The sequence below is a fragment of the Halomonas sp. KX33721 genome, assembly GCF_001596805.1.
Taxonomy (GTDB): domain Bacteria; phylum Pseudomonadota; class Gammaproteobacteria; order Pseudomonadales; family Halomonadaceae; genus Vreelandella; species Vreelandella aquamarina.
Map to the genome: position 1 here is coordinate 65,163 of NZ_LVIA01000016.1, position 23,372 is coordinate 88,534.

The window sequence follows — 23,372 nt, forward strand, 5'->3', positions numbered from 1 at the left end:
TATGCTTCGTTAGCCAACGCGCATTAGGTGGGCACGGGACGATGTTCAAACACGCGGCGCAAAACGAAGCTCGTATGGGCCCCGGTAACCCCTTCAATTCGGTTGATGACGTGCAGCAGCAGGTGCTGGTAATCATCCATATCCTTCACCAGAATTTTGAGCTGAAAATCCGCTGCTTGCCCGGTAATGATCAAACACTCCACCACGTTGGGGATAGTGCGAATATGTCGCTCGAAGTTATCAAACCGCTCAGGGGTGTGCTGGTCCATCGAGATGTGCAGCAATGCCATCAGCTGAAACCCCAGCGGGCGCGCATCCACCACCGCACGGTACTGGGTAATCAGCCCATGCTCCTCCAGCGCCCGCACCCGGCGTAAGCAGGGCGATGGCGAAAGGCCAATACGCTCGGCCAACTCCTGGTTACTAATGCGCCCTTCCACCTGCAGCACATCCAGAATACGCCGATCAAAACGATCCAGCGTCAAGGGTGATACCGTCATAGCCGACAGCTCCTACCAATAAAAAAGCATATATTGATACATTCTGCCACTTACTCTCAATAATGCCATTTTTTCGCAATAACCTTTCAAGGCAAGTTGAGTAAACTGGTGTGACTGTCACAAGCAGGATCGTCTTAAAAGCGGCTGACGCCACAAGCGGCCGCCCCAAACAACTCAACGTTTTCAGGAAACTTACCATGGCTGCTTTTGATCATCGCAAATATCGCCCTGCTCCGCGGGTGCCCGCCTTTAACCGCCAGTGGCCCGACCGGGAGCTTACCCACGCTCCTATCTGGGTAAGCGAAGACCTACGCGATGGTAACCAAGCCCTACTGGAGCCCATGACAGTTGAGCAGAAGCAGCGCTTTTGGCACCAGATTATTAAAGTGGGCATTAAGGAAGTCATGGTGGGCTTCCCCTCCGCCAGCCAGCCGGATTACGACTTCGTGCGCTGGTTGATCGAAGAGGACCAAATCCCTGAGGACGTCACCATTGCCGTGCTGGTACAGTGCCGCGAACACCTGATCGAAAAAAACGTTTGCTTCGCTGGTGGGCGCTAAACGCGCCATTATCCATCTGTACAACTCCACCTCGACCATTCAGCGAGAGCGGGTGTTCGAGATGGACCGCGATGGTATTACCGATATCGCCGTGCAAGGGGCGACCTGGGTGAAAACCTATGCCGCGCAATATCCAGACGTTGATTGGCGCTTCCAGTACTCGCCGGAGAGCTTCTCCAGCACGGAAATCGACTTCTCACTGGCTATTTGCGAAGCGGTGATGGATGTCTGGCAGCCCACCCCAGACAACAAGTGCATTCTTAACCTGCCCACCACAGTAGAAGTGGCTGGCCCGCATCATCACGCCGACCAAATCGAGTATTTCTGCCAGCACATTAGCCGCCGCGACAGCGTGATTATTTCAGTGCATACCCATAACGACCGCGGCGGTGCCGTGGCCTCGGCTGAGCTTGCACTGTTAGCGGGTGCCGACCGGGTAGAGGGCACCTTGCTGGGTAACGGCGAACGCACCGGCAATATGGATATTGTCACGCTGGCGATGAACCTCTACAGCCAGGGGATTGACCCCGAGCTGGATCTTTCCAATCCAGACGAGATCATTCAAGTGGTTCACGAATGTACCGGCATTACGATGCACCCCCGCCACCCCTGGGTAGGCGAAATGGTCTACACCGCCTTCTCAGGCAGCCACCAGGATGCGATTCGCAAATCGCTCAAACACCAGAAGCCCGACGAGCCATGGCAAGTGGCCTACCTGCCGATCGACCCTCATGATATTGGGCGGGACTACCAAGCCGTTATTCGGGTCAACAGCCAGTCGGGCAAGGGCGGCATGGCCTTCCTGCTAGAGCGCGACTACGGCATTAACCTGCCCCGCTGGATGATGCTAGCGCTGGCCCCTTACGTGCAGAAAGAGAGCGAGCGACGTAACAGCGAGCTCTCTAGCGAGATGATTCGCCAAGTGATGTTCGATAACTTCTCCCATGACGCCCCCCTAGCGCTGGCCGACTACCGGCTCTCGAAGGGGCAGCAGGAAGGTATCGATGTGACGCTGTGGCAGGGTGCCGAAACGCTGCGCTTATCCGGCACGGGAAATGGCGCGATGTCATCATTCACCGACGCCTGGAAGAAACATACCGGCACCCATGTGGCCATTCTCGATTACAGCGAGCACTCGCTAGGCGGCGACAGCGAGGCCAACGCCATTGCCTTCGTGCAGCTTAATATTGATGGGCAGCGCATCTGTGCCGTGGCGGAAGATAGCGACACGGTCAGCGCCTCGCTTAAAGCGGTGCTATCGGGGATTAACGCAGCGCAAGCAACCCGCACCACTCAGCCAGAGGCCGCCACCAGCCTCGCGTAAGCCGCCTGGCCGCCGCTAAGGGGTAGCGGCGGCCAGGGTTTAGCGTCAACCGCTATTCAGCGCAGTATCAACACCGGTAAATGCGCGTTACGCAGCATTGCCGTGGTGGTGCTGCCCACCAGCAGATGGCGAATGCGCGAGTGGCCGTAAGCCCCCATCACGAGCAGGTCAATGTCCTTTTCTTGCTTATAAGCGCGCAGCGTCTCTTCCACCTCACCGGCGCGAATAGCGCCTTCGGTTTGGTGGCCTGCGGCCTGGAGGGTATCCATAGCCCACTGCAGCTGCGAGTGATTCTCTGCAGTCTCTGCGCCCACAATCACCACATGGCACGATGCGTCATCAAACAAGGGGCTTTTCGCCAGCATTTCAACGCCTTTTCGCGCTGTTTTGCTGCCATCGAAGGCCATCAGCACGCGTTTGGGCAGCGTAAACGCCTTCGGCACCATCAAGATGGGACGGTGAAGCTCACGTACCACGCGCTCAAGGTTAGAGCCCAAGTGGCCGCTGGCTTGGTGGGCCGTTTCCCCTCGCTTTCCTAGCACTAGCAAGCGGATCTCTTTTTCATGCTCGGCCAAGGTATCCACCAGGGTGCCATTGCGCTGCATACAGGGCGGCTCTGCAAACCCAGCCGCTTCTACCCGCGCTTTTGCGGCATCCAATATCAAGCGCCCCTGCTGGCGAGCAAGCTTGCCGCGCTGCTCTTCAATATCCGAGAGCTGTTCCAGAAGATGTTCTCGCGTGCCCAGGCCTAGATGGCCGGTTAAGTCAGGCTCCGCCACCTGCGTGTGGTTATCAACGGTGTGAAGAAAACGCAGCGGTGCCGAAAGCGCCGTGGCTGCCCAAACCGCATAGTCACACACACTTTCTGCATAGTGGGACCCATCAATGGCTGCTAACACGTAATCAGACATACTGGCTTCTCCTTGAGAGGGTGCACCAAACGTTGTCGTTATTCTGACTCTGTTGTACACGAAGACGTTGGACAGCAACACCGTCAGCGGCACGTTTTTAGGCGCTCCGACCTTGATGGATACAGATGCTACAATTAGCCGCCTATCAATAGATTCATCATAGGGCGAGGAGCAGCATGGGACATGGCATCACCAGCGTATTACTCGTGGCACTGGGCGGCGCACTGGGGGGTATCGGGCGCTTTGCCATTTCCAACGCGATGGCTCATGCGCTGGGTAAAGCCTTCCCCTGGGGAACACTCTGCGTCAATGCTAGCGGAACGCTATTAGCAGGTTGGCTACTAGGCGTTTACGGCGTGGCTAATACGCAGTCGCTTTGGCTATTTGCGGTAGCGGGCCTGTTAGGCGGCTATACCACGGTGTCGTCGTTTAGCTTGCAAACCCTTGAGCTGTGGCAGCGCGGCCAGGCAATTCGCGCCGCGCTCAATATGGTCGCTACGTTACTATTAGGCATCGCCATGACAGCGCTAGGCTGGTGGTTGGCCCAGGGTTAGCAAGGAGTCCTTGATGAGTATCAACGCCTATCTAGCCGTCGGCCTTGGCAGCGCTATAGGAAGCGTTCTTCGCTATAGCGTTTCGCTGGCTTCAATGGTCATGCTGGGTACCCACTTTCCCTGGGGAACGCTATTGGTAAACGTGCTGGGCTCCTGCCTCATCGGCTGGTTAGCCGCGACAGCGTCTCGCGCGCCACATGGCAAACTGGCGCGCTGGCAGCCGCTGTTAGTGGCAGGGTTTTGCGGCGGCTTCACTACCTTTTCGCTCTTCAGCCTGGAAACGCTGCACTTGGCACAGCAGGGCAGTATGGGGCTGGCGCTGCTGTACGGCATAGGCAGCCTGCCCCTCTGTGTATTCTCCGCCTGGATGGGCGAGCGTTTGGCCTTTTCACACCCACCAGCGGCCTAACCTTTTGATACGCGGGTCGCTCGAACAGCAGCAGCCCTAGGTTTATCTCTCCTTGATCCTCTGGCTGCCACAAACTGCTGCCGGGGCGAGTGGTTAGCTAACACGGGAGTATCCACCAAGTATCCCTTGCTTGCTCATCACTAGTTGCCAGAGCTGAATTTGCCGGGCGCGAAAAGCCCCTGCACACACCAGCAGGTAATAGCGCCACATGCGGTAAAAGCGCTCGCCATACTGCTCTTTAAATCGCGGCCAGTGGGTTTCGAAGTTATGGTGCCAAGCCATTAAGGTGCGATCATAGTCAGCCCCGAAGTTATGTAGATCTTCAATAACAAACAGTGCTTCGGCGGCGTCTGTGATTTGCCCTAAGGTAGGCAGCTCACCATTGGGGAAAATATACTTATCAATCCAAGGGTCGGTCACGGTATTGCTTAAGTTTTTACCAATGGTATGCAGCAAAAATAGTCCATCATCTTTTAAGCAGCGGTGAACAACACTCATATACTCGCGATAATTTTTATGACCTACGTGCTCAAACATACCGATACTCACTACGCGGTCAAACGTCTCGCTTTCATCACGATAATCCTGCAGGCGAAACTCTACCGGTAAGCCTTTTCTTAGCAGCCGCTGCCCAAATTCAGCCTGCTCCTTAGAAATGGTCAGGCCCACACACTCCACCCCATAATGCTCGGCAGCGTAGCCCATAAAACTGCCCCAGCCGCAGCCGATATCCAGAACACGCATCCCTGGTTTTAGCTGGAGCTTACGACAAATAAGATCAAGCTTGGCTTCCTGGGCTTCATCCAGCGTTTGGGCATGTTTCCAGTAGCCACAGGTGTAGGTCATCCGCTGGTCGAGCATCGCGGCATAAAAGTCGTTGCCGAGATTGTAGTGCTTCTCCCCTACTTCCCACGCCCGCTTCGCTGTTTGGCGGTTGAGCAGGCGTGAACGTAGCGAGTGGTAAATCAGCTGGGTGGGCTTAATGCGTTGGCCAAGCTGGGCACGCATGATGCGGTAAAACAGCTCATCTAGCCGTATGGCATCCCACTCCCCTCGCATGTAGCTTTCGCCAAGTCCCAGATTACCTCGCGAAAGAGCACTATCGATAACGCCGGGTGCGTACAGCTGTATATCCCAAGGGCGGCTCCCATCCAGTTGAATGTCAGCCTCGCGCAATAGCTCGGCAATAAAACGGTGAGAGGGTGAGGTTGCATCAAAGCCAATAGGCGATTTTTCCAACGTTGGCACGGCAGGCTCCTCGCTATTCCAGAGAGTGGATAGGTAACAACCTGCCTAACAGCATAGTATCGAATAGCACAGTATTGCACTGCAGCATCAACAACCTCCCACAAAAAAAGCCGGGCTGCTCTTACGAGCAGCCCGGCTTAAGCGATGTTGATAAGCGGTTAACGCAGTATTAACACAGGTATCCGGCTGCTTCGCAGCATGGCCGTGGTGGTACTGCCTACTAGCAAATGACGAATGCGCGAGTGCCCGTAGGCTCCCATCACCAGTAGATCAATACCGCTTTCCTGCTCGTAAGCTTGCAAAGCGTCATCCACTTCACCCGCGCGAATCGCGCCTTCTGCATGATGCCCTGCTTCACGCAAAGTGTTTAGCGCCCACGCCAGCTCACTGCGGTGCTCGGCTGTTTCTGCTCCTACAATCAGTACATGGCAGGTTGCCCCCGCAAATAGCGGCGAGCGGGCCAGCATCTCCACCCCTTTGCGGGCGGTTTGGCTGCCATCAAAGGCAATCAGCACCTTTTCCGGCCGCTGAAAGGCTTTCGGCACCATCAAAATCGGGCGGTGCATTTCGCGCACCACCTGCTCTAGGTTAGCGCCCAGGTGCCCACTTGCCTGGTGGGCGGTTTCGCCGCGCTTGCCTACCACTAGCAGGCGCACGTCTTTTTCCAGCTCTACCAGTGTTTCCACTAGCGTGCCGTTTAACTGGCGGGTCGTGGGGCTACTTACCCCATCTTCCACCGCCCTGGCCTTGGCCGCTTCGAGCATCAGCTTGCCTTGCTCACGATTTACCCTGGCACGCTGCTCATCAAGCGCTGAGAGTTCTTCCATCAGCTTTTCGCGAGCGCCAAAGCGCAGGCTGCCGGATAAATTTTGCTCTTCGGGTGCCCCGGAGTGGTTATCCACTACGTGCACAAAGCTCAAAGGTGCATCAAGAGCCAGGCTTGCCCAGGCGGCGTAATCACAAACGCCTTCGGCAAATTGGGAGCCGTCAATGGCGGCGAGTACGTGTTCAGTCATGCTGTTCTCCTTGCCTGGTTTAGTGGCCGCCCATCAGTTTTTCAACGGCTTCCGGGTCGTTGTGAACGGCGTAGCGGTCCACCACGGTGGCGCTTGCTTCGTTTAGGCCTACCAGTTCAACCTCGGTGCCTTCACGGCGGAATTTAATCACCACGCGGTCAAGCGCCTGAACGGCGGTCACATCCCAGAAGTGCGCCTTCGAGAGATTAATGGTCACCTTATCGATGCTCTCTTTGAAATCGAACGCGGCCATAAAGCGCTCAGACGAGGCAAAAAACACCTGTCCAACCACTTGGTATTCGCGCTCTTTACCGGCCTCTATTTCTTTTGAGCCGACGTACATGATGTTGCTAACTTTATTGGCGAAGAACAGCGCCGCCAGCAGCACGCCGACAAAAACCCCCATCGCTAAGTTATGGGTACCGACGGTCACCGCGACGGTCGCCAGCATGACGACATTGGTGCTCATCGGATGCTTTTTCAGATCGCGAATGGACTCCCAGCTAAAGGTACCAATCGAGACCATAATCATCACCGCGACCAGCGCCGCCATGGGAATTTGCGATACCCAGTCTGACAAGAACACCACCATCAACAGCAGCACCACGCCCGCAATCAGCGTCGATAAACGCGTCCGGCCACCCGATTTAATGTTGATCACCGACTGACCAATCATCGCGCAACCAGCCATACCGCCCATTAAACCAGCGCCAATATTAGCCACCCCTTGGCCTTTACACTCGCGGTTTTTATCGCTGGGTGTATCAGTAAGATCATCCACAATCGTGGCGGTCATCATCGACTCAAGCAGGCCCACCACTGCCAGCATCACGGCGTAGGGAAAAATAATCATCAGGGTTTCAAGATTTAACGGCACGTTCGGCCATAGGAAAACCGGCAGCGTATCCGGCAGCTCGCCCATATCGCCCACGGTGCGAATATCCATACCGCTCACCATATACACCACGGTCAGCACCACGATGCACACTAGGGGCGAAGGAACCGACTTGCCAATCTTCGGCAAATAAGGGAACAAGTAGATAATCCCCAGGCCAGCCAGCGTCATGGCATACACATGCCACGTCACATTGGTAAGCTCCGGCAGTTGCGCCATAAAAATCAGGATCGCCAGCGCATTCACAAACCCGGTGACCACCGAGCGAGAAACAAAGCGCATCAGTTCCGCCAGGCGCAGGTAACCCGCGATAATTTGCAGCACGCCGGTCAGCAGCGTGGCGGCCAGCAGATACTCCAAGCCATGCTCACGCACTAGCGTTACCATCAAAAGCGCCATGGCACCGGTGGCCGCAGAGATCATACCTGGGCGGCCACCGGTAAAGGCGATAATCACCGCGATACAGAACGAGGCGTAAAGCCCCACTTTTGGATCCACGCCCGCGATAATTGAAAAGGCGATCGCTTCAGGAATTAGCGCCAGCGCGACGACAATACCTGAGAGCGTGTCGCCCTTAATGTTAGAGAACCACTCATGCTTACTGAAAAGTGCCATTCAGGGAGTCCAATGGTTAGGGGGCTAAAGACATTGCGCGCCGCAGCCGCACACAAAGGCAGCACAAGAGCGCACGTTAGTAATAGATTGTCGGATGAATGCTACCAATCGAAGACGCAAACGCGCCGATAGCCAAATAGCAGCAACGGGGTGCCATAGCACCGATATAACGCGAAGAGCGTTATGGCGCTAATTAAGGAGGGAGAACCTAGGGTGGAGTCATCAGCCCTGGTGTCGGCAGAGCAACGGCTGCCATTGCATTGATCATTACAGATAAACCTTGCTGTTTTAACATCGTTATTCAGGCGAGATGGCGGCAGCTAAGTGCGTTCCAGTCGCCTTGAGCGCGGCATTCTACCAGCAAACAGGCCAATTCGCACCCGCCACCCTAGACGTTTAGACGATGACCTTCCCTCTAAGCTTGGCTTACCATGGCACTCAAACGGCGGCCCCACCGCCCTTTCCTCGCCACTTTCTACCCTACCAACGAGAGGAACCGCACATGAGCCAGACAGTCGCAGTGATTAAAGGCGATGGCATCGGCCCTGAGATAATGGACGCCACCCTGCAAGTGTTAGACGCCCTTGAGTGCGGGCTGAACTACGAGTTTATCGACGCAGGTCTGGTAGCGCTTGAAAAGCACGGCACGCTGATTCCACAAGCCTCGTTGGATGCCATTGAAAAGCACGGCATTGCCCTGAAAGGCCCGCTCACCACGCCAATTGGTAAGGGCTTTTCATCCATCAACGTGCAGCTACGCCGCCATTTTGACCTCTATGCCAACGTGCGCCCCGCCATCAGCTTTCCGGGCACCCGCTCCCGCTACGATGATATCGACATGATCACCGTGCGGGAAAACACCGAAGGGGCTTACCTCTCCGATGGCCAGGAGATGATTGACGACGGCAACACGGGCATTTCAGTGATCAAGGTGACCCGCCAAGGCTCCGAGCGCATCGTGCGTTACGCCTTTGAACTCGCCAAGCAAAACGGTCGCAAGAAAGTCACTGCCGTTCACAAAGCCAACATCATCAAAACCAGCTCCGGCCTGTTTTTGGACGTAGCCCGCGACATCGCCAGCGAGTATCCCGAGATCGAATTCCAAGAGATGATCGTGGATAACGCCTGTATGCAGCTGGTCATGAACCCTCATCAGTTCGATGTGGTGGTCACCACCAACCTATTCGGCGATATTCTATCCGACCTCTGCGCCGGTCTCGTAGGCGGTTTGGGCCTCGCCCCAGGGGCGAACATCGGTGAGAAAGCAGCTATTTTCGAAGCGGTACACGGCTCAGCCCCCGACATTGCAGGCAAGAAAATTGCCAACCCCTGTGCCCTACTGCTCGCCGCCGCCCAGATGCTCGACCATCTCGGCATGACCGCCAAGGGGGATGCCATTCGTCAGGGGATTCGCGCCGTGCTCGAAAACCGCCGCGACATGGTGACACCCGATATGGGCGGCACCGGCACTACCGATACTTTTGCCCAGGCGCTCGTAGAACACTTGCAACGCTGAGCCTAGCCCAGCCACACATCGAGAAACAGCATGATCACCAAGCCCATCGCCAGGCCAAACGTCGCTTTCTTCTGATGGCCGCAGCGGTGGGTTTCGGGAATGATTTCATGGCTGATCACATAGAGCATGGCCCCTGCCGCAAACGCCAACCCCCAAGGCAGCAGTACTTGGGAGACGGTGACGACGCTAGCACCAAAGAGCCCCCCAATCGGTTCGATGAGCCCGGTCAACGCGGCGATCGACCAGGAGCGCCACTTGGAGTAACCCTCGCCCATCAGCGCGACGGCCACCGCCAGCCCTTCCGGCATGTTCTGTAAGCCAATACCTATCGCTAGCGGCATACCTCCTTCTAGGCCATTGGCACCAAAACCAACGCCGACCGCTAACCCTTCCGGCAGATTGTGAATCGCAATGGCAAACACGAATAGCCAAACGCGGCGCAGCGATGCGGCTTCGGGCCCTTCCCGCCCCTGTTGAAAGTGCTCGTGGGGCAACCCCTCGTTGAGCAGCGCAATGGCCCCCATGCCGAGCAAAATCGCAGTGCATACCAGCGCTGCGGGCACCGGCCCGCCGGCGTAATAGATTTCTGCGGCCTCCAGGGCAGGAATGATCAGGGAAAAAAACGAAGCCGCCAGCATCACCCCGGCCGCAAAGCCCAGCGCTAAATCACGAAACCCCCGACTTGGCGTTTTGCCCAGCAGCACGGGCAACGCCCCCACGGCGGTCAATAGCCCAGCCACCAAACTGCCTAAAAATCCTAATAACAGCGTATTTTCCATGAATATCGTAAACTCGATGTGCGATGAGAAGGAACCAGCAACGACAAGGGGACACTGTGACCATCACCGCTTCACTGGCCGCCACGCATTTCAGCTACATGCGCCCTCGCCTACTTGCCTTTGCGCGCTTACAGCTAAGGGACTCAGCCGCCGCCGAAGATGCCGTTCAAGAAACTTTACTGACCGCCTTTGAAAAAAGCACGACGTTTGAAGGCCGCTCAGAGTTTGAAACCTGGGTATTTGGCATCTTGAAATTCAAGATTCTAGATCAGTTACGCCACCAGAAAAAACAGGGGCGCTGGCAGCCACTAGAAGAACCCGCCTAGCATAAAAAAAGCCCCGACAGTGGCACTGGCGGGGCTTCCGATCGACTGCTTGCGCGCGATTAACGCAGCTTGGTCTTGCGCAGGTAGGGCAGCACGGTGTCAAACTCACCAAATTTCTGCTTGGCGTCCTCGTCTGAGACGCTGGGCGGGATGATGACATCCTGGCCGACTGTCCAATCCGCCGGGGTGGCAATGCCATGCTTTGCCGTAGTTTGCAGCGCATCCAGCGCACGCAAAATTTCAGCAAAGTTACGGCCTACGGTCATCGGGTAGGTCATGGAGAGCTTTAGCTGCTTATCCGGGCCGATGATGAAGACCGAACGCACGGTGGCGCTGTCCGCTGGCGTGCGGCCATCGGGCAGGTAAGCATCTTCCGGCAGCATATCGAACAGCTTGGAGACTTTGAGGTCTTCATCCGCAATGATCGGGAAGCCGACGCTGCTACCGCTCACGGTTTCAATGTCGCCAGCCCAGCGCTTGTGTTCCTCTACACCATCGACGGACACACCGATGACCTTGGTGCCACGCTTCTCCCACTCGGCACTCAGCGTTGCGACGGCGCCGAACTCCGTGGTGCATACCGGCGTGAAATCTTTTGGGTGTGAGAACAGAATCGCCCAGCTGTCGCCAATCCAATCGTGAAAACGGATCGGACCGTGGCTCGTCTCTGCTTCGAAATCAGGCACGACTGCATTGATACGTAATGACATCGTTGCTCCTCGTTAAAGTGAAGTGGCTCTCATACCTTATATGACTTTCAACGCCTTCACTATAGAAGAACGTTTAGCGCTAAGACAATGAGGTTATGGCAGCGTTCACTCTGCTGGTTTCACATTCTTATCTTCGCGTTTAATACGTTTGATCCAACGCTGTTTCGCATAGTGGCGCAGGTTCGCCACGCTGTCAGTTTCATCGACGATATCTTGGCCGAGAATGGTCTCAATAATATCTTCCAGCGTGATCAACCCTACAAAAGTGCCGTGCTCATCGTAAACCACCCGCATGTGCAGGTGATCTTTCAACATGGAGGTAAATACCTGCTCCACATTATTGGAGACGTCGACGCTACCAATGGGGTGCATCAGCTCACGCATCGTTTTGGTATCGTCGGCATGGTACATATCCGCCTTGTGTACGTAGCCAAATGCCTGTTCGCCGTTATCCATCACCGGGAAGCGAGTAAACGGCGCTTTACCGTACTGCTCGTCAAATTCGCTAACGGACATGTTTGGTGGCACGGTCTCACACACGGTGCGAGGCGTCATGGCCTTACTCACCGCAATTTCGTGCAGGTTGAGCATGTTGATGATGGTGCGCGACTCATCAGCGTCCAACACTTGCTGTTCCAGGCCAACCCGCGCCAGCACTTTGATCTCATCGCGCAGATCCACGTCATGCTCTGACTTACCTAAGCGGCGGGTAATCTGCTCCGACATCCAAATAAACGGCAGCAGACCCATAATCATCGGGTTGAGCAGCTTCGGCAACAGCGGCGCCAGGCCACGCCAGTAGGTAGCACCGATCGTCTTGGGGATGATCTCTGAAAGAATCAGAATCAGCATGGTCATCACGGCAGAGACAATCGCAATAGATGACTCACCAAACACAACCGCTGCCTGAGCACCCACCGCCGTTGCCCCGACCGTATGAGCAATCGTATTGAGCGTCAGAATCGCGGCAAGCGGCCGATCGATATTGGTTTTCAGCTTGGTCAGCGCGGTGTGAAGTTTGGGATTGTCTTCTTTTTGCTTGGCAATATAGCTCGGCGTAATCGACAGCAGCGCTGCCTCAAGAATAGAACACAGAAAGGAGAACGCGATTGAAAAGGTGGCAATCGTGACGAGGAGGAACATGGAAGGCTCATGTAGTTGATGATAAATGCGTTATAGGGGCACTGACCGCCAGAAGCAAGTGGCGGTTCAACAAAAGGGCTTTTTCACTTAGATACCCATGCTAACATCTAACCTCTCTTAATCTAGTTAAATAACCTTGTTAAATACTGCTGCCTGAAAGGATGCTTGCTGATGTTTGACGCGCCCGCTGCTGTTGCTACGCCTGAAGCTGTTGAGACCTTCATTACCCGCTGGAAGGGCACCACCGGCACCGAAAAGGCCAACTACCAGCTGTTCCTTTCAGAGCTATGCGCACTGCTTGCGCTACCCACACCCGACCCCGCCAGCAAAGACAACAGTGAAAACGCCTACACCTTTGAGCGCCGGGTAGATATTCAAAACCCCGACGGCAGCGAGAACCGCGGTTTTATCGACCTCTACAAGCGCGGCGCCTTTGTACTGGAAGCCAAGCAAACCGGCAAAGGGCTAGAAACCAAAGGCTGGGATAAAGCGATGGAATCGGCCTTCAACCAAGCCGACCAGTACGTGCGCGCCCTGCCCGCCAACGAAGGCCGCCCGCCGTTTATTGTGGTAACGGATGTGGGCCGCACCCTAGCACTGTATTCGGAATTTTCGCGCTCTGGGGGCAACTACATCCCCTTCCCCGACCCGCGCAACTACCGCATCAAACTGGAAGACCTGCGCCAACCTGAGGTTCAACAACGCCTAAAAGCCCTGTGGGAAGCGCCCGACACCCTAGACCCGAGCCAATACGCTGCCCGCGTGACCCGTGAAGTCAGCGCAACGCTAGCCCAGCTTGCCAAAGCACTGGAAGCCGACGGTTATGAAGTAGACCGCGTGGCGCACTTTTTGAAGCGCTGCCTGTTCACCATGTTCAGTGAAGATGTAGAGCTACTGCCCAAAGGCAGCTTTACCGCGTTTTTAGAGCGCATGAAAGAAACCCCAGAGCACTTTACCGACGCTATTGGCTCGCTGTGGGAAAGCATGAACAGCGGTGGTTTTAGCGGCGTACTCACGGCCAAGGTGATGCGCTTTAACGGCGGCCTGTTTAAAGGCATTGACCCCATCCCGCTCACCCCCGCGCAAATCCAACTGCTGATTGATGCCGCCAAAGCCGACTGGCGCTTTGTGGAACCGGCCATTTTCGGCACGCTGTTGGAGCGCGCCCTCGACCCCCGCGAACGCCACAAACTAGGTGCCCACTACACGCCCCGCGCTTACGTCGAGCGGCTGGTCATGCCTACGCTGATTGAGCCACTACGCCGGGAGTGGGATACAGTAAAAGTAGTCGCAGAAGCTTATCTCCAGAAAAGCCAAACTACCAAGGCAAACAAAGAGCTGCGTACGTTCCACCATAAGCTCTGCCAAATACGCGTGCTGGACCCCGCCTGTGGCAGCGCCAACTTCTTATACGTAGCGCTAGAACACATGAAGCGCCTGGAAGGTGAAGTGCTCAACCGCTTAGCCGAGCTTGATGGCGGGCAAGATTCGCTAGACGCCGAAGGGCTAACCGTTTCGCCCCAGCAGTTCCTCGGCATGGAAATTAACCCCCGCGCCGCCGCCATTGCCGAAATTGTGCTGTGGATTGGTTACCTGCAGTGGCACTACCGCATTAACGGCAAGCTCGACCTGCCCGAGCCAATTCTCAAAGACTTCCACAACATCGAAAACCGCGATGCGCTGATAGAATTTGAACGCCGCGAGCCGCTGCTGGATGACGCAGGCAAAGAAGTCACCATTTGGGACGGCATCAGCATGAAGAAAAGCCCCGCCACCGGCGAGCTGATCCCCGATGAAGCCGCCCGCACCCCCGTGTACCGCTACCACAACCCCAGGCGTGCCGAGTGGCCAGAAGCGGATTACATTGTCGGCAACCCGCCGTTTATTGGGGCCTCTACCATGCGCCGCGCCCTCGGCGATGGCTATGTAGACGCCGTGCGTCAGGTATTTAAAGGCACGGTGCCGGAATCTGCCGATTTTGTGATGTACTGGTGGCACATTGCCGCCGAGGCGGTGCGCAACGGCCACGCCCAGCAGTTTGGCTTTATTACCACCAACAGCCTGCGCCAAACCTTCAACCGCCGCGTACTGGAACCACATTTAAACGATGCTAAAAAGCCGCTCTCGCTCACCTTCGCGATTCCCGACCACCCCTGGGTCGATGGCAACGACGGTGCCGCCGTGCGTATCGCCATGACCGTGGGCCGTGCAGGCGAAGCGCCTGGGCTGCTACAGCAAGTGACTAATGAAAACAGCGATGAAGGCCGCGAAGCCCGCAATGTGGCCCTAAGCCGCCGCGAGGGCAAGGTGTTTGCCGATTTGAGTATTGGGGCGGATGTGGCTGGGACGGTAACACTCGAAAGCAATCAGAACTTGAGTAGCCGTGGTGTGATGCTGTTTGGCTCTGGTTTTATTGTTAATCCTGATGAAGCGAATCAACTTGGCCTTGAAAGTAAACCAGCATATGAAAGTGTGATTCGCAATTACCGCAACGGACGGGATATGACCCAGACGCCACGCGGTGTCAAAGTGATAGACCTCTTCGGACTAACCGCCGACGAAGCAAAAACGCATTACCCATCAATTTACCAATGGGTAGTCGAGCGTGTTAAACCTGAGCGCGATCAAAATAAAGATAAAAGCATTCGCGAAAAATGGTGGCTTCATGGCCGACCAAGGCCAGAATGGCGAGACTACTCTGCAGGTCTGCCGCGATACATCTCCACGGTAGAAACAGCAAAACATCGCCTATTTACGTTTTTAGATGCCGATATTTTACCAGACAACAAGCTAATCAATATTGCTCTGCAAAAGGGTGAAGAGTTTGGGCTGTTATCAAGCCGCTTGCATATACTCTGGTCATTAGCGGCTGGTAGCCGTTTGGGTGTTGGCAACGATTCAGTCTATGTAAAAACCCGCTGCTTCGAGACTTTCCCCTTTCCAGAACTTACCGACGAGCAGGCGGCGAAGATCGGCCAACTGGCCGAACAGATCGACACCCACCGCAAGCGTCAACAGGCCGAGCACCCAACGCTGACGCTTACCGGCATGTACAACGTGATGGAAAAGCTTCGCGCAGGCGAAGAGCTCAGCGCCAAAGAGCAAACCATCAACCAGCAAGGCTTGGTCAGCACCCTGCTCGCCGACCACGACGCCTTAGACCGCGCGGTATTTAACGCCTACGGCTGGGATGACTTGGCAAAAGCACTCGTGGGCTTACCCGGTGCCACCACGCCCCTGCCGGATAAACCCGCCGCCCAGGCAGAAGCCGAAGAAGAGCTGCTGATGCGCCTAGTGGCGCTCAACAAACAGCGCGCTGCGGAAGAAGCGCAAGGCAAGGTACGCTGGCTACGCCCGGATTACCAAGCGCCGGAAGAAGCCGCCCCCACCCAAACCGAGCTGCAAAGCACCACGGCTGAGGCCAGTGCCCCAGCTGCCGACAAAACAAAAGCCGCCTGGCCCAAAGACCTCGCCACCCAGGTCACACTGCTGCGCGACATGCTCGCCCAAAGCCCCCACAGCGCGGAAAGCCTAGCCGCCCAGTTCAAACGCAAACCGCTAAAAGGCGTCAACGAGGTACTCTCCGCCCTCGCCGCCCTCGGCCAAGCCCAGCAGGATGATGAACACTGGCGGCTGGTGAGGTGATGATGGAAAAGCCCCGCATCGTAGAAGCCAAGGAGATTCTGCGCCAATCAACTCAAGGCCGCACTCAGCCATTTATTGTGCGTGATGTTATGGATGAGCAGTACGTGGTCAAAGGTATCCATGGCGTTGGCCAACCGTCATTGGTCGCTGAACTCATTTGCGCTGAATTGGCACGGCGGTGTGAATTACCTATCGCTGAGTACGCTTTGATGCGATTTCCAGCAGGCATGCTAGATTTTTCCATGGAGCCTCGCGCCTCCGATCTGAAAGGCGGGCTAGCATTCGCTTCTAAGGTCGCTGCGCATAGCCAGGATCTGCTTTTTTCACAAATCTCAGAAGTCGATGAAGTGATTCAGCAGCGGCTTTTGCTATTCGATATGTGGGTTAACAATGAGGATCGTCGCCTGAGCGCTCAAGGAGGCAACGTCAACCTGCTATGGAGCTCAGTGAACGGTTTGGTAGTGATTGATCATAATCTAGCTTTCGACCCTATCAACGGTAACGGCGATTTTGAAAATCATGTATTTAGCCATCAACGTGCATGTTTTGCGGACCTGGAAGTACGCGCACGCCACGAGGCGGTGCTTGACGCGGCCCTGAACGATTGGGATATGATCATCGATTCGATTCCTCTGGAGTGGCTCTATCACGATATAGACGATGACACCTCAGAGATACACCCCTCACTGGCAGAGCGCTTCAATCTATTAGCACGGTTACGCGATCCTTCCTTCTGGAGCCTGATATGAGCGCCATTATTTGTAATTATGCAGTACTGCGCTTTCAGCCCTACCTAGATACGGGTGAGTTCGCGAACCTGGGAATCATCATGCTCTGCAATAACGGCGTGTTCCTTCAACGCGTTGAAACCGTTGCTCGCAAACGCATCACACAATTTTTCGATAAACTGCCAGCAAAAGTGTTTACTCAGGCACGCCAACATTTCGTCACAGAGCTCAAGAGGACGGTTGATCTAGCCAACCAGCACCAAGGCCAACCTGAGGTGCAGCTGCGCATTTTCAAAGATTTAATAGAGCCTCGTGAAGCCATGTTTCGCTTTAGCAGGCCAGGCACGCTCGCCGCCAAAGACCCACAAGCAGCGCTGGATGAGCTATTCAACCGCTATGTTCATCATGATTTTAAGCACGTAGCATCACCAGAAGAACAGCTCACCAAAGATGTCACGCAATGGCTAAAATCGCTGAACCGTCGTTACACAGAGCAAACGCTGGGAAACGATATCGTGCGCGTAAAGTTGCCGTTCGTCTGGCAGGAAGGCGCACACATACGACAGGCCATCAAACCCATCAGTTTTGATTTGGATGACGCCAGCAAAATTATTGAGAAGGGTGATAAGTGGCTAGCGCATTTACGCCGCCTTAAAATTTCTGGCCATAACCCTGACGATATGGTGTTTATTAGTCAGGCACCGAAGGTACAAAAAGGCCCTAAATTGCAAGCATACCGAGAGATTTGCCAAGAAATAGAGGGTGAGTACTCAGCACGTGTGCTACCAGAGCAACTTGGACAACACAGCATTCTCAAGGCAGTTTCAGCACCTTTTTAGTCAACACAGCGTTAGGTGCCTTCAGTTTTTCAAGCTCACACTAAAACGCCCCAGACGGGGGCGTTTTGCGTTCTGAATCGACTCAAGGCTGTTTAAGCAAACACTTCCGTCCACTCACTGCGCTTGGCTAACAGGCCTTTGGCGAGTTCCTGAGCGCCTTCCAGGCTGTGGCTGGCGGCCCAGCCGCACTGCATTTCGTTGCAGGCGGGTACTTCGGTGGCGGTCAGTACGTCGTTGAGGGTCTTCTCGATGATCGATAGTACATCGTCGTAATCATCGTGGTTAATCAGCGCGATATAGAAGCCGGTCTGGCAGCCCATCGGGCTGATATCGACCACTTTATCGGTATGGTTACGCGACATTTCCGCCATCAAGTGCTCCAGGGAGTGCAGCGCGGGCATCTCCATGTGCTCTTTGTTGGGCTGGCAGATCCGCAGGTCATACTTGTGGATACGGTCGCCGTTCTGGCCCTCTTTAATATCGGCCAAGCGTACGTAGGGCGCTTTTACCTTGGTGTGGTCCAGGTTAAAGCTTTCAACGTTCATCTTCTTTTCGGTCATGGTGGCTCCGTCGTCGCTCTCTTTCGTTCGCCTATTCTACACGCTGAAGGCGGTTACACCTTGGGAGCGTCGAAATTCCACGGTTCATCGGTGTAAACGCATACATTGGCGTCTTCAATGTCGCCATCGGGCGACTCAACGTGCTTGGCGAAGAAGTCTTGAATCTCTTTACGCTGGCAGTGGGCTTCAAACTCTTCGCGACTGGCCCAAATTTCATGGAACACAATCGGGTAGCTAGTGCCTTGGGCAAACGGGTTATCGATCTGGCGAGTCACCGTGTAGTGCAAGCAGGCATCTTCGCGGTGCGTATTGGGTTCTAACGTCTGCAGCGCTTTAAATACGGCTTCCTCTTTACCGGCCTTGGGTTTGAAGCTAGCGATGCAGTAGATTTTTTTCGACATATTGTGTTCCATGTAAGGAGGGTTCTGCCCACCATTATGGGGCCGATAGCGGTAGATACCAACCTATCGCATCATCCGTTCCGCCAGCGTTTCTAATTCAGGTACCGTCACATCCGGCTCAATGCCCCAAGGGTCGAAGGGAGCATCCGAATGGCGGCGTACCCAGGCGCTACGCAGGCCCGCGTGGGCCGCGCCAATCACATCAAAGGGGTTGCTAGAGATCAGCCAGGTGTTTTCCGGGCGCGTTTCTAGCCACGTGCGTAGGTAGGCATAAACGGCGGGGTCGGGCTTGAAGCGCTTTACCTCATCGACACTGATCACGACATCCATATGACTCCTCACACCTGCGCGAGTCAGCAGTTGGCTAACAGCTTCTTCCGTGCCGTTGGAAAAGGCCACGCAGCGGATGCCCGCATCGCGCAGTTGGTCCAGCGCAGGTACCACATCTGGGAACGCAGGCAGCTCCGCATAAACGGCCATTAAGTGGTCGTGGTCATTATCGGAAAGGCAGGTTTGTAGCGCTCGGTCGGTGAATACCAGCGCTTCACGCGTGCACTCGGTAAAGGGCACATAAGCCCCCATCAGGCCATGGCGGAAGCTGTACTCCAGCTGCTTTTCCCGCCAGCGTTTGGCAAACTCGCCTGCCTTGGTGACATCGCTTAGGCGGCGTTCCAGTTCAACGGTTACCCCCTGGGTATCAATTATCGTGCCGTATACGTCAAAGGCTAGTACCGGTTGCATTGTGTACGCCTCCTTAATGATCCATTGTCTATTCACTGTATTCAGCATAGACGCCGCGATCAAAAACAGCCGTGAACAAAAACGCCGCTGCATCAGCAGCGGCGTTTAAACGGCTAACGCAGGCGATTAAACGGTAAAAGCGGCTTCTTGCTGGCCCGTTTTCAGGTCGCCGGAGCGCACTAACTCATCGGTCACCCGGTCGATGGCACGTTTGGCACGGCCAATCATCTCGTCCACTTCACCACGATTGATGGTCAGCGGCGGCGCAAAACCTAGAATGTCACCTTGGGGCATGGCGCGGGCAATCAGGTTCTCTTCCAGCGCGGCAGCGGCGACACGCGGGCCAACCTTCAACGAGGGGTCGAAGTGCAGGCGCTGCTTGGCGTCTGGAGAGAATTCCAGCGCAGCCATCAGGCCAACACCGCGAACATCACCCAGCAGCGGGTGGCCTTCGAAGGTGGCTTTCAGCTGCTGCTGGAAGTAACCGCCGGTTTCAGCCGCGTTACCCACCAGGTTTTCGCGCTCGATGATGTCCAGATTCGCTAAGCCTGCGGCACAGCCCAGGGCGTGGCCTGAGTAGGTCCAGCCGTGGCCGATGGGTCCAAATTCACCGGTGCCCTGCTCAAGCACTTTCCACACTTTATCGCCGACAATCACGCCAGACAGCGGCTGGTAGGCGCTGGTCAGGCCTTTGGCGATAGTGATCAGGTCAGGCTTCATATTGTAGTGGTGGCTACCGAAGTCGGAGCCGGTACGGCCAAAGCCACACACCACTTCGTCGGCAATTAGCAGCACGTCGTACTTATCCAGTACCGGCTGAATCGCTTCCCAGTAGCCTTCCGGCGGCGGCACAATACCGCCAGTGCCAAGTACTGGCTCGCCGATAAAGGCGGCAACGGTGTCCGGGCCCTCTTCCAGAATCATCGCTTCGAGCTTATCCGCGCAATAGGCAGAGAATTCCCGCTCGGTCATGCCGTGCTGCTCGGCGGCGCGCAGGTAGTAGTGCGGCGCTTCGGTATGGCGGATGGTATCGATGGGCAGATCGAAGTGGTCGTGGAACGCTTTCAGGCCGGTCAGCGAGCCAGACGCGATGCCCGAGCCGTGGTAACCGCGCATGCGCGAGATGACCTTTTTCTTCTGCGGGCGACCCAGGACGTTGTTGTAGTAACGCACGATTTTGAGCTGGGTTTCGTTGGCGTCAGAGCCGGACATGCCGTAGTAGACTTTGGACATGTTGAGGCCTGCAATTTTCAGCACGCGCTCGGAAAGCTCGATTTGCGGCTCGTTGGAGTGGCCTACGTAGGTGTGGTAGTAGGAGAGCTCAAGCGCCTGCTTGTAGATAGCTTCAGCCACTTCAGTGCGACCATAGCCGATGTTCACACAGTAAAGACCCGCAAAACCGTCGATGAACTCACGACCATCTTTATCAACGATATTAATGCCTTTACCACCGGTAATAACACGGCCCGGTGCGTCGCCGTGGGCGAAGTCACGCAGGTGGGTAGAGGCGTGGAAGGTGACTTTACGGTCGCGTTCGATCAGATCCTGATGCAAGCTCATAATGTTCTCTCTGTACGATAAGCCTCCCCATACTTGGGGAGGGTGTTTTATCTTTGGTGACTGACTTAATGTTGGGCACCTAGCGGTGCCTTCGCCCGGCGGAGCCGGCCTCCCACAGGGCCTATTCAAGCTTCTCAGCGGATGTTGTGGGAGGGCCGCTTCAGCGTGCGATGCTGTGGTTCCTAAACCTAGCTGCCCGACACCGAACCCAGTGCCCCCAGGCAGTAGTACTTCGTTTCCAGATACTCATCGATACCCGTCGCGCCACCTTCACGGCCAAGGCCGGACTGCTTCACGCCGCCGAAGGGCACGGGCGGGCCGGTCATCTTCACGGAGTTGACGCTCACCATGCCGTACTCCAGTGCGCGCATCAGCTTCCAAATACGACGAATATCATGGGTGTAGATGTACGCGGCCAGGCCGTATTCGGTGTCGTTGGCCATCTCGATCACTTCGTCGTCGCTACTATAAGCGGTAATGCCGGCCACCGGGGCAAAGTTCTCTTCCCGCCATACTTTCATTTGCGGTGTCACACCGGTCAGCAGCACGGGCATAAAGAAGTTGTCGCCCGGTGCTTGGCTTTGGTCGCCCGCGATCATGGTGGCGCCTTGGGAGATCGCGTCGTCCACAATCGCGGCTGCTTTTTCGACCGCTTGGCGGTGAATGAGCGGGCCAAGATCAACTTCGCCGTGCAGGCCATTGCCCACGGTGAGGGCCGCCATACGCTCGGTGAACTGGGCCACGAACTCATCGTGAATCGATTCGTGTACTAAAATCCGGTTAGCAGCTAGGCAGTCTTGCCCAGCGGTTTGGAACTTGGCCGCTACCGCAGCATAGGCGGCCTCTTTCGGGTCCATATCTGGCCCGACGATAAACGGCGCGTTGCCACCCAGCTCCAGTGAAAGACGCTTCACGGTGTTAGCGCTTTGCTCGATGAGCAGGCGGCCAACGCGGGTGGAGCCGGTGAACGAGAGCGCACGAATACGCGGTTCGCTGCACAAAATCTTGGAGACTTCCGCAGGCTCGCCCAATACCACGTTGAAGATGCCTTCTGGGATGCCCGCTCGCTCGGCAAGTTCTGCCAGCGCCAGCGCCGAGAACGGCGTTTCGTTGGCAGGCTTCACAATCACCGGGCAGCCTGCGGCCAGCGCGGCAGCGGCTTTGCGGGTGATCATCGCCAGCGGGAAGTTCCACGGCGTAATCATCGCGGCAATGCCCACCGGCTCTTTAATGGTGCCGAGCGATGCATTGGGAATGTGGCTCGGGATGGTCTCGCCGTAGGTGCGCTTGCCCTCTTCCGCGAACCAACGCACGAAGCTTGCGCCATACTCTACTTCACCACGGGCATCGGGCAGCGGTTTGCCCTGCTCCAGGGTCATGATGGTCGCTAGGTCTTCGCGGTTGGCTTGAATGAGGTCGTACCAGGCCAGCAGGCGTTCGCAACGCTCGTCGGCGCGCAGTGCCCGCCAGTGGACAAACGCCGCTTCGGCGGCATCCACAGCAGCGGTAATCTGCTCTGCTTCCAGCAGCGGAATATGGCCAATGGCTTCGTTGGCTGCCGGGTCGTACACGGCCTCTTCACGGCCACCTTCGCCATGGGTCCACTTGCCGTTCACGTAGGCGTACTGCCGGAACAGGCGCGGATCTTCCAGGCGTTTAGCAAGCGTGGTCGATAGTGTGGTCATGGGCACCTCCCCAGGTTGCAGCCAATACGATGAGGCCTGCTAGAGGCGACACACCGTGCACATCAAAAGGATCATCCATCGCGGCTCAAGGGTCGCGCTAAATCGATGTGTCTAGCGTAAGGGAGAATCGCCACGAAGTGTTTTTGAAAGCGCCGGTGTTTTCCGGCACTTTTTTTTGTGGCAAGACGTTTTATGATGGTTTTTTTTGGCCGCAAGGCAAAGCGGCTAAAGCGCAGCGCTGGGGTCGATGCCAATCGGCTGATGCTTGACGGTCTTCGTCACGATATACGTAAAGTAGCGCTCAATGCCCACCTCCGATACCAGCCATTTATCCATCAAGCGCTGGTAGCTATCGATGGTGCGGGCTTCGAACTTCACCAGATAATCGACGCCACCGCCGACGGCCACGCACTCGGTCACTTCGGGAGTTTGCATCACCAAGGCTTCAAAGCGGGCAAAGCTTTCGGCGTTGTGCTGCTTGAGCTCGATCTGCACCCATACGGGGTTGCGCGGCACCAGCACGTCAGCATTGATGCGCGCGGTATAGCCTTCGATCACACCGGCTGTTTCCAGCCGCTTTACCCGCTCCCAGCAGGGGCTGACCGAGAGGTTAATCGCCTCGGCCAGCTTAGACTTGGTGATTCGTCCATCCCGGGAGAGGATATCGAGAATTTTGAGATCAAAACGGTCCAGTTTCATCATACCGA

General features: G+C 55.9%; 21 protein-coding genes and 1 pseudogene. 8 read left to right on the forward strand and 14 right to left on the reverse strand.

All coding sequences use genetic code 11. The annotated features are described in order from the left end of the window. Positions 1-23: 23 nt before the first annotated feature. On the reverse strand, positions 24-500 hold the full coding sequence (locus tag A3220_RS06945; protein ID WP_044630259.1) for an Lrp/AsnC family transcriptional regulator: 477 nt from the start codon (positions 498-500) through the stop codon (positions 24-26). A 197-nt stretch (positions 501-697) separates the two neighbouring features. Here A3220_RS06945 and A3220_RS06950 point away from each other — a divergent pair. Further along, positions 698-2,384: pseudogene (locus A3220_RS06950) on the forward strand (2-isopropylmalate synthase). Between the two features lie 56 nt (positions 2,385-2,440). Here the strand turns inward: A3220_RS06950 and A3220_RS06955 are convergent. Further along, positions 2,441-3,295, reverse strand: a complete 855-nt coding sequence (locus A3220_RS06955) for a universal stress protein (protein WP_058577482.1) — start codon at positions 3,293-3,295, stop codon at positions 2,441-2,443. A 176-nt stretch (positions 3,296-3,471) separates the two neighbouring features. Here A3220_RS06955 and crcB (A3220_RS06960) point away from each other — a divergent pair, with 176 nt between their 5' ends. Together crcB (A3220_RS06960) and crcB (A3220_RS06965) are read left to right on the forward strand one after the other, a co-directional pair. After that, positions 3,472-3,849 carry a fluoride efflux transporter CrcB gene (gene crcB / locus A3220_RS06960; RefSeq protein ID WP_062374016.1) on the forward strand — a complete coding sequence of 126 codons (378 nt, stop codon included), beginning with the start codon at positions 3,472-3,474 and terminating at the stop codon, positions 3,847-3,849. Positions 3,850-3,862: 13 nt separating this feature from the next. Then, complete coding sequence (gene crcB / locus A3220_RS06965) at positions 3,863-4,258, forward strand: fluoride efflux transporter CrcB (protein ID WP_062360962.1); 396 nt, start codon at positions 3,863-3,865, stop codon at positions 4,256-4,258. A gap of 93 nt (positions 4,259-4,351) precedes the next feature. On the opposite strand, the gene cfa is transcribed toward crcB (A3220_RS06965), so the two are convergent. From cfa to A3220_RS06980, 3 genes are all read right to left on the reverse strand, one after another. Then, positions 4,352-5,506 carry a cyclopropane fatty acyl phospholipid synthase gene (gene cfa, locus A3220_RS06970; protein ID WP_054641161.1) on the reverse strand — a complete coding sequence of 385 codons (1,155 nt, stop codon included), beginning with the start codon at positions 5,504-5,506 and terminating at the stop codon, positions 4,352-4,354. A gap of 158 nt (positions 5,507-5,664) precedes the next feature. Next, the gene (locus tag A3220_RS06975) at positions 5,665-6,522 is read right to left on the reverse strand and encodes a universal stress protein (RefSeq protein ID WP_044630266.1); all 858 of its coding nucleotides are present in this window, start codon (positions 6,520-6,522) and stop codon (positions 5,665-5,667) included. A 19-nt stretch (positions 6,523-6,541) separates the two neighbouring features. Further along, positions 6,542-8,032: a SulP family inorganic anion transporter gene (locus A3220_RS06980; RefSeq protein WP_062374019.1), complete on the reverse strand. Its 1,491-nt coding sequence runs from the start codon at positions 8,030-8,032 to the stop codon at positions 6,542-6,544. Positions 8,033-8,534: 502 nt separating this feature from the next. On the opposite strand from A3220_RS06980, the gene A3220_RS06985 reads away from it, so the two are divergent. Continuing rightward, positions 8,535-9,548 carry an isocitrate dehydrogenase gene (locus tag A3220_RS06985; protein WP_062374022.1) on the forward strand — a complete coding sequence of 338 codons (1,014 nt, stop codon included), beginning with the start codon at positions 8,535-8,537 and terminating at the stop codon, positions 9,546-9,548. Positions 9,549-9,550: 2 nt separating this feature from the next. On the opposite strand, the gene A3220_RS06990 is transcribed toward A3220_RS06985, so the two are convergent. Then, complete coding sequence (locus A3220_RS06990; protein ID WP_044630269.1) at positions 9,551-10,327, reverse strand: ZIP family metal transporter; 777 nt, start codon at positions 10,325-10,327, stop codon at positions 9,551-9,553. 56 nt (positions 10,328-10,383) lie between these two features. Between A3220_RS06990 and A3220_RS06995 the strand changes: the two genes are divergently transcribed. Continuing rightward, positions 10,384-10,653 (forward strand): sigma factor, encoded by a 270-nt coding sequence (locus A3220_RS06995; RefSeq protein WP_082051476.1) that lies wholly within the window; start codon positions 10,384-10,386, stop codon positions 10,651-10,653. Positions 10,654-10,712: 59 nt separating this feature from the next. Here A3220_RS06995 and A3220_RS07000 read toward each other — a convergent pair whose 3' ends face one another. Both A3220_RS07000 and A3220_RS07005 read right to left on the reverse strand, forming a co-directional pair. After that, on the reverse strand, positions 10,713-11,363 hold the full coding sequence (locus A3220_RS07000; protein WP_062374024.1) for a peroxiredoxin: 651 nt from the start codon (positions 11,361-11,363) through the stop codon (positions 10,713-10,715). Positions 11,364-11,468: 105 nt separating this feature from the next. After that, on the reverse strand, positions 11,469-12,506 hold the full coding sequence (locus A3220_RS07005) for a CNNM domain-containing protein (protein ID WP_062374028.1): 1,038 nt from the start codon (positions 12,504-12,506) through the stop codon (positions 11,469-11,471). 171 nt (positions 12,507-12,677) lie between these two features. On the opposite strand from A3220_RS07005, the gene A3220_RS07010 reads away from it, so the two are divergent. From A3220_RS07010 to A3220_RS07020, 3 genes are read left to right on the forward strand one after another with little or no spacing between them, the layout of a single operon-like run. Next, positions 12,678-16,151 (forward strand): DNA methyltransferase, encoded by a 3,474-nt coding sequence (locus tag A3220_RS07010; protein WP_062374030.1) that lies wholly within the window; start codon positions 12,678-12,680, stop codon positions 16,149-16,151. Then, positions 16,151-16,900, forward strand: a complete 750-nt coding sequence (locus tag A3220_RS07015) for a HipA family kinase (RefSeq protein WP_058577478.1) — start codon at positions 16,151-16,153, stop codon at positions 16,898-16,900. Before A3220_RS07010 ends, A3220_RS07015 begins: the two co-directional genes overlap by 1 nt. Beyond that, positions 16,897-17,718, forward strand: coding sequence for a DUF3037 domain-containing protein (locus A3220_RS07020; protein WP_054641159.1), 822 nt, complete (start codon positions 16,897-16,899; stop codon positions 17,716-17,718). Before A3220_RS07015 ends, A3220_RS07020 begins: the two co-directional genes overlap by 4 nt. 92 nt (positions 17,719-17,810) lie before the next feature. Here A3220_RS07020 and A3220_RS07025 read toward each other — a convergent pair whose 3' ends face one another. The 6 genes from A3220_RS07025 to A3220_RS07050 form a co-directional block, all read right to left on the reverse strand. Continuing rightward, complete coding sequence (locus A3220_RS07025; RefSeq protein WP_054641158.1) at positions 17,811-18,278, reverse strand: S-ribosylhomocysteine lyase; 468 nt, start codon at positions 18,276-18,278, stop codon at positions 17,811-17,813. Between the two features lie 53 nt (positions 18,279-18,331). After that, a complete protein-coding gene (locus A3220_RS07030; protein WP_044630276.1) occupies positions 18,332-18,679 on the reverse strand; it encodes an antibiotic biosynthesis monooxygenase in 348 nt (115 codons plus the stop codon). A gap of 63 nt (positions 18,680-18,742) precedes the next feature. Then, positions 18,743-19,420: a haloacid dehalogenase type II gene (locus A3220_RS07035; protein WP_062374033.1), complete on the reverse strand. Its 678-nt coding sequence runs from the start codon at positions 19,418-19,420 to the stop codon at positions 18,743-18,745. Positions 19,421-19,546: 126 nt separating this feature from the next. Next, positions 19,547-20,980 carry an aspartate aminotransferase family protein gene (locus A3220_RS07040; RefSeq protein WP_062374036.1) on the reverse strand — a complete coding sequence of 478 codons (1,434 nt, stop codon included), beginning with the start codon at positions 20,978-20,980 and terminating at the stop codon, positions 19,547-19,549. A 188-nt stretch (positions 20,981-21,168) separates the two neighbouring features. Continuing rightward, positions 21,169-22,665 (reverse strand): NAD-dependent succinate-semialdehyde dehydrogenase, encoded by a 1,497-nt coding sequence (locus A3220_RS07045; RefSeq protein WP_062374039.1) that lies wholly within the window; start codon positions 22,663-22,665, stop codon positions 21,169-21,171. A 225-nt stretch (positions 22,666-22,890) separates the two neighbouring features. Continuing rightward, on the reverse strand, positions 22,891-23,367 hold the full coding sequence (locus tag A3220_RS07050; protein ID WP_058577473.1) for an Lrp/AsnC family transcriptional regulator: 477 nt from the start codon (positions 23,365-23,367) through the stop codon (positions 22,891-22,893). Positions 23,368-23,372: the final 5 nt, after the last annotated feature.

Bases quoted from the DNA above. Each gene is read 5' to 3' on its own strand.
- A3220_RS06945 (WP_044630259.1), bottom strand. From the start codon at position 500: ATGACGGTATCACCCTTGACGCTGGATCGTTTTGATCGGCGTATTCTG.
- A3220_RS06955 (WP_058577482.1), bottom strand. From the start codon at position 3,295: ATGTCTGATTACGTGTTAGCAGCCATTGATGGGTCCCACTATGCAGAA.
- crcB (WP_062374016.1), top strand. From the start codon at position 3,472: ATGGGACATGGCATCACCAGCGTATTACTCGTGGCACTGGGCGGCGCA.
- crcB (WP_062360962.1), top strand. From the start codon at position 3,863: ATGAGTATCAACGCCTATCTAGCCGTCGGCCTTGGCAGCGCTATAGGA.
- A3220_RS06975 (WP_044630266.1), bottom strand. From the start codon at position 6,522: ATGACTGAACACGTACTCGCCGCCATTGACGGCTCCCAATTTGCCGAA.
- A3220_RS06980 (WP_062374019.1), bottom strand. From the start codon at position 8,032: ATGGCACTTTTCAGTAAGCATGAGTGGTTCTCTAACATTAAGGGCGAC.
- A3220_RS06985 (WP_062374022.1), top strand. From the start codon at position 8,535: ATGAGCCAGACAGTCGCAGTGATTAAAGGCGATGGCATCGGCCCTGAG.
- A3220_RS06990 (WP_044630269.1), bottom strand. From the start codon at position 10,327: ATGGAAAATACGCTGTTATTAGGATTTTTAGGCAGTTTGGTGGCTGGG.
- A3220_RS07000 (WP_062374024.1), bottom strand. From the start codon at position 11,363: ATGTCATTACGTATCAATGCAGTCGTGCCTGATTTCGAAGCAGAGACG.
- A3220_RS07005 (WP_062374028.1), bottom strand. From the start codon at position 12,506: ATGTTCCTCCTCGTCACGATTGCCACCTTTTCAATCGCGTTCTCCTTT.
- A3220_RS07010 (WP_062374030.1), top strand. From the start codon at position 12,678: ATGTTTGACGCGCCCGCTGCTGTTGCTACGCCTGAAGCTGTTGAGACC.
- A3220_RS07015 (WP_058577478.1), top strand. From the start codon at position 16,151: ATGATGGAAAAGCCCCGCATCGTAGAAGCCAAGGAGATTCTGCGCCAA.
- A3220_RS07020 (WP_054641159.1), top strand. From the start codon at position 16,897: ATGAGCGCCATTATTTGTAATTATGCAGTACTGCGCTTTCAGCCCTAC.
- A3220_RS07025 (WP_054641158.1), bottom strand. From the start codon at position 18,278: ATGACCGAAAAGAAGATGAACGTTGAAAGCTTTAACCTGGACCACACC.
- A3220_RS07030 (WP_044630276.1), bottom strand. From the start codon at position 18,679: ATGTCGAAAAAAATCTACTGCATCGCTAGCTTCAAACCCAAGGCCGGT.
- A3220_RS07035 (WP_062374033.1), bottom strand. From the start codon at position 19,420: ATGCAACCGGTACTAGCCTTTGACGTATACGGCACGATAATTGATACC.
- A3220_RS07040 (WP_062374036.1), bottom strand. From the start codon at position 20,980: ATGAGCTTGCATCAGGATCTGATCGAACGCGACCGTAAAGTCACCTTC.
- A3220_RS07045 (WP_062374039.1), bottom strand. From the start codon at position 22,665: ATGACCACACTATCGACCACGCTTGCTAAACGCCTGGAAGATCCGCGC.
- A3220_RS07050 (WP_058577473.1), bottom strand. From the start codon at position 23,367: ATGATGAAACTGGACCGTTTTGATCTCAAAATTCTCGATATCCTCTCC.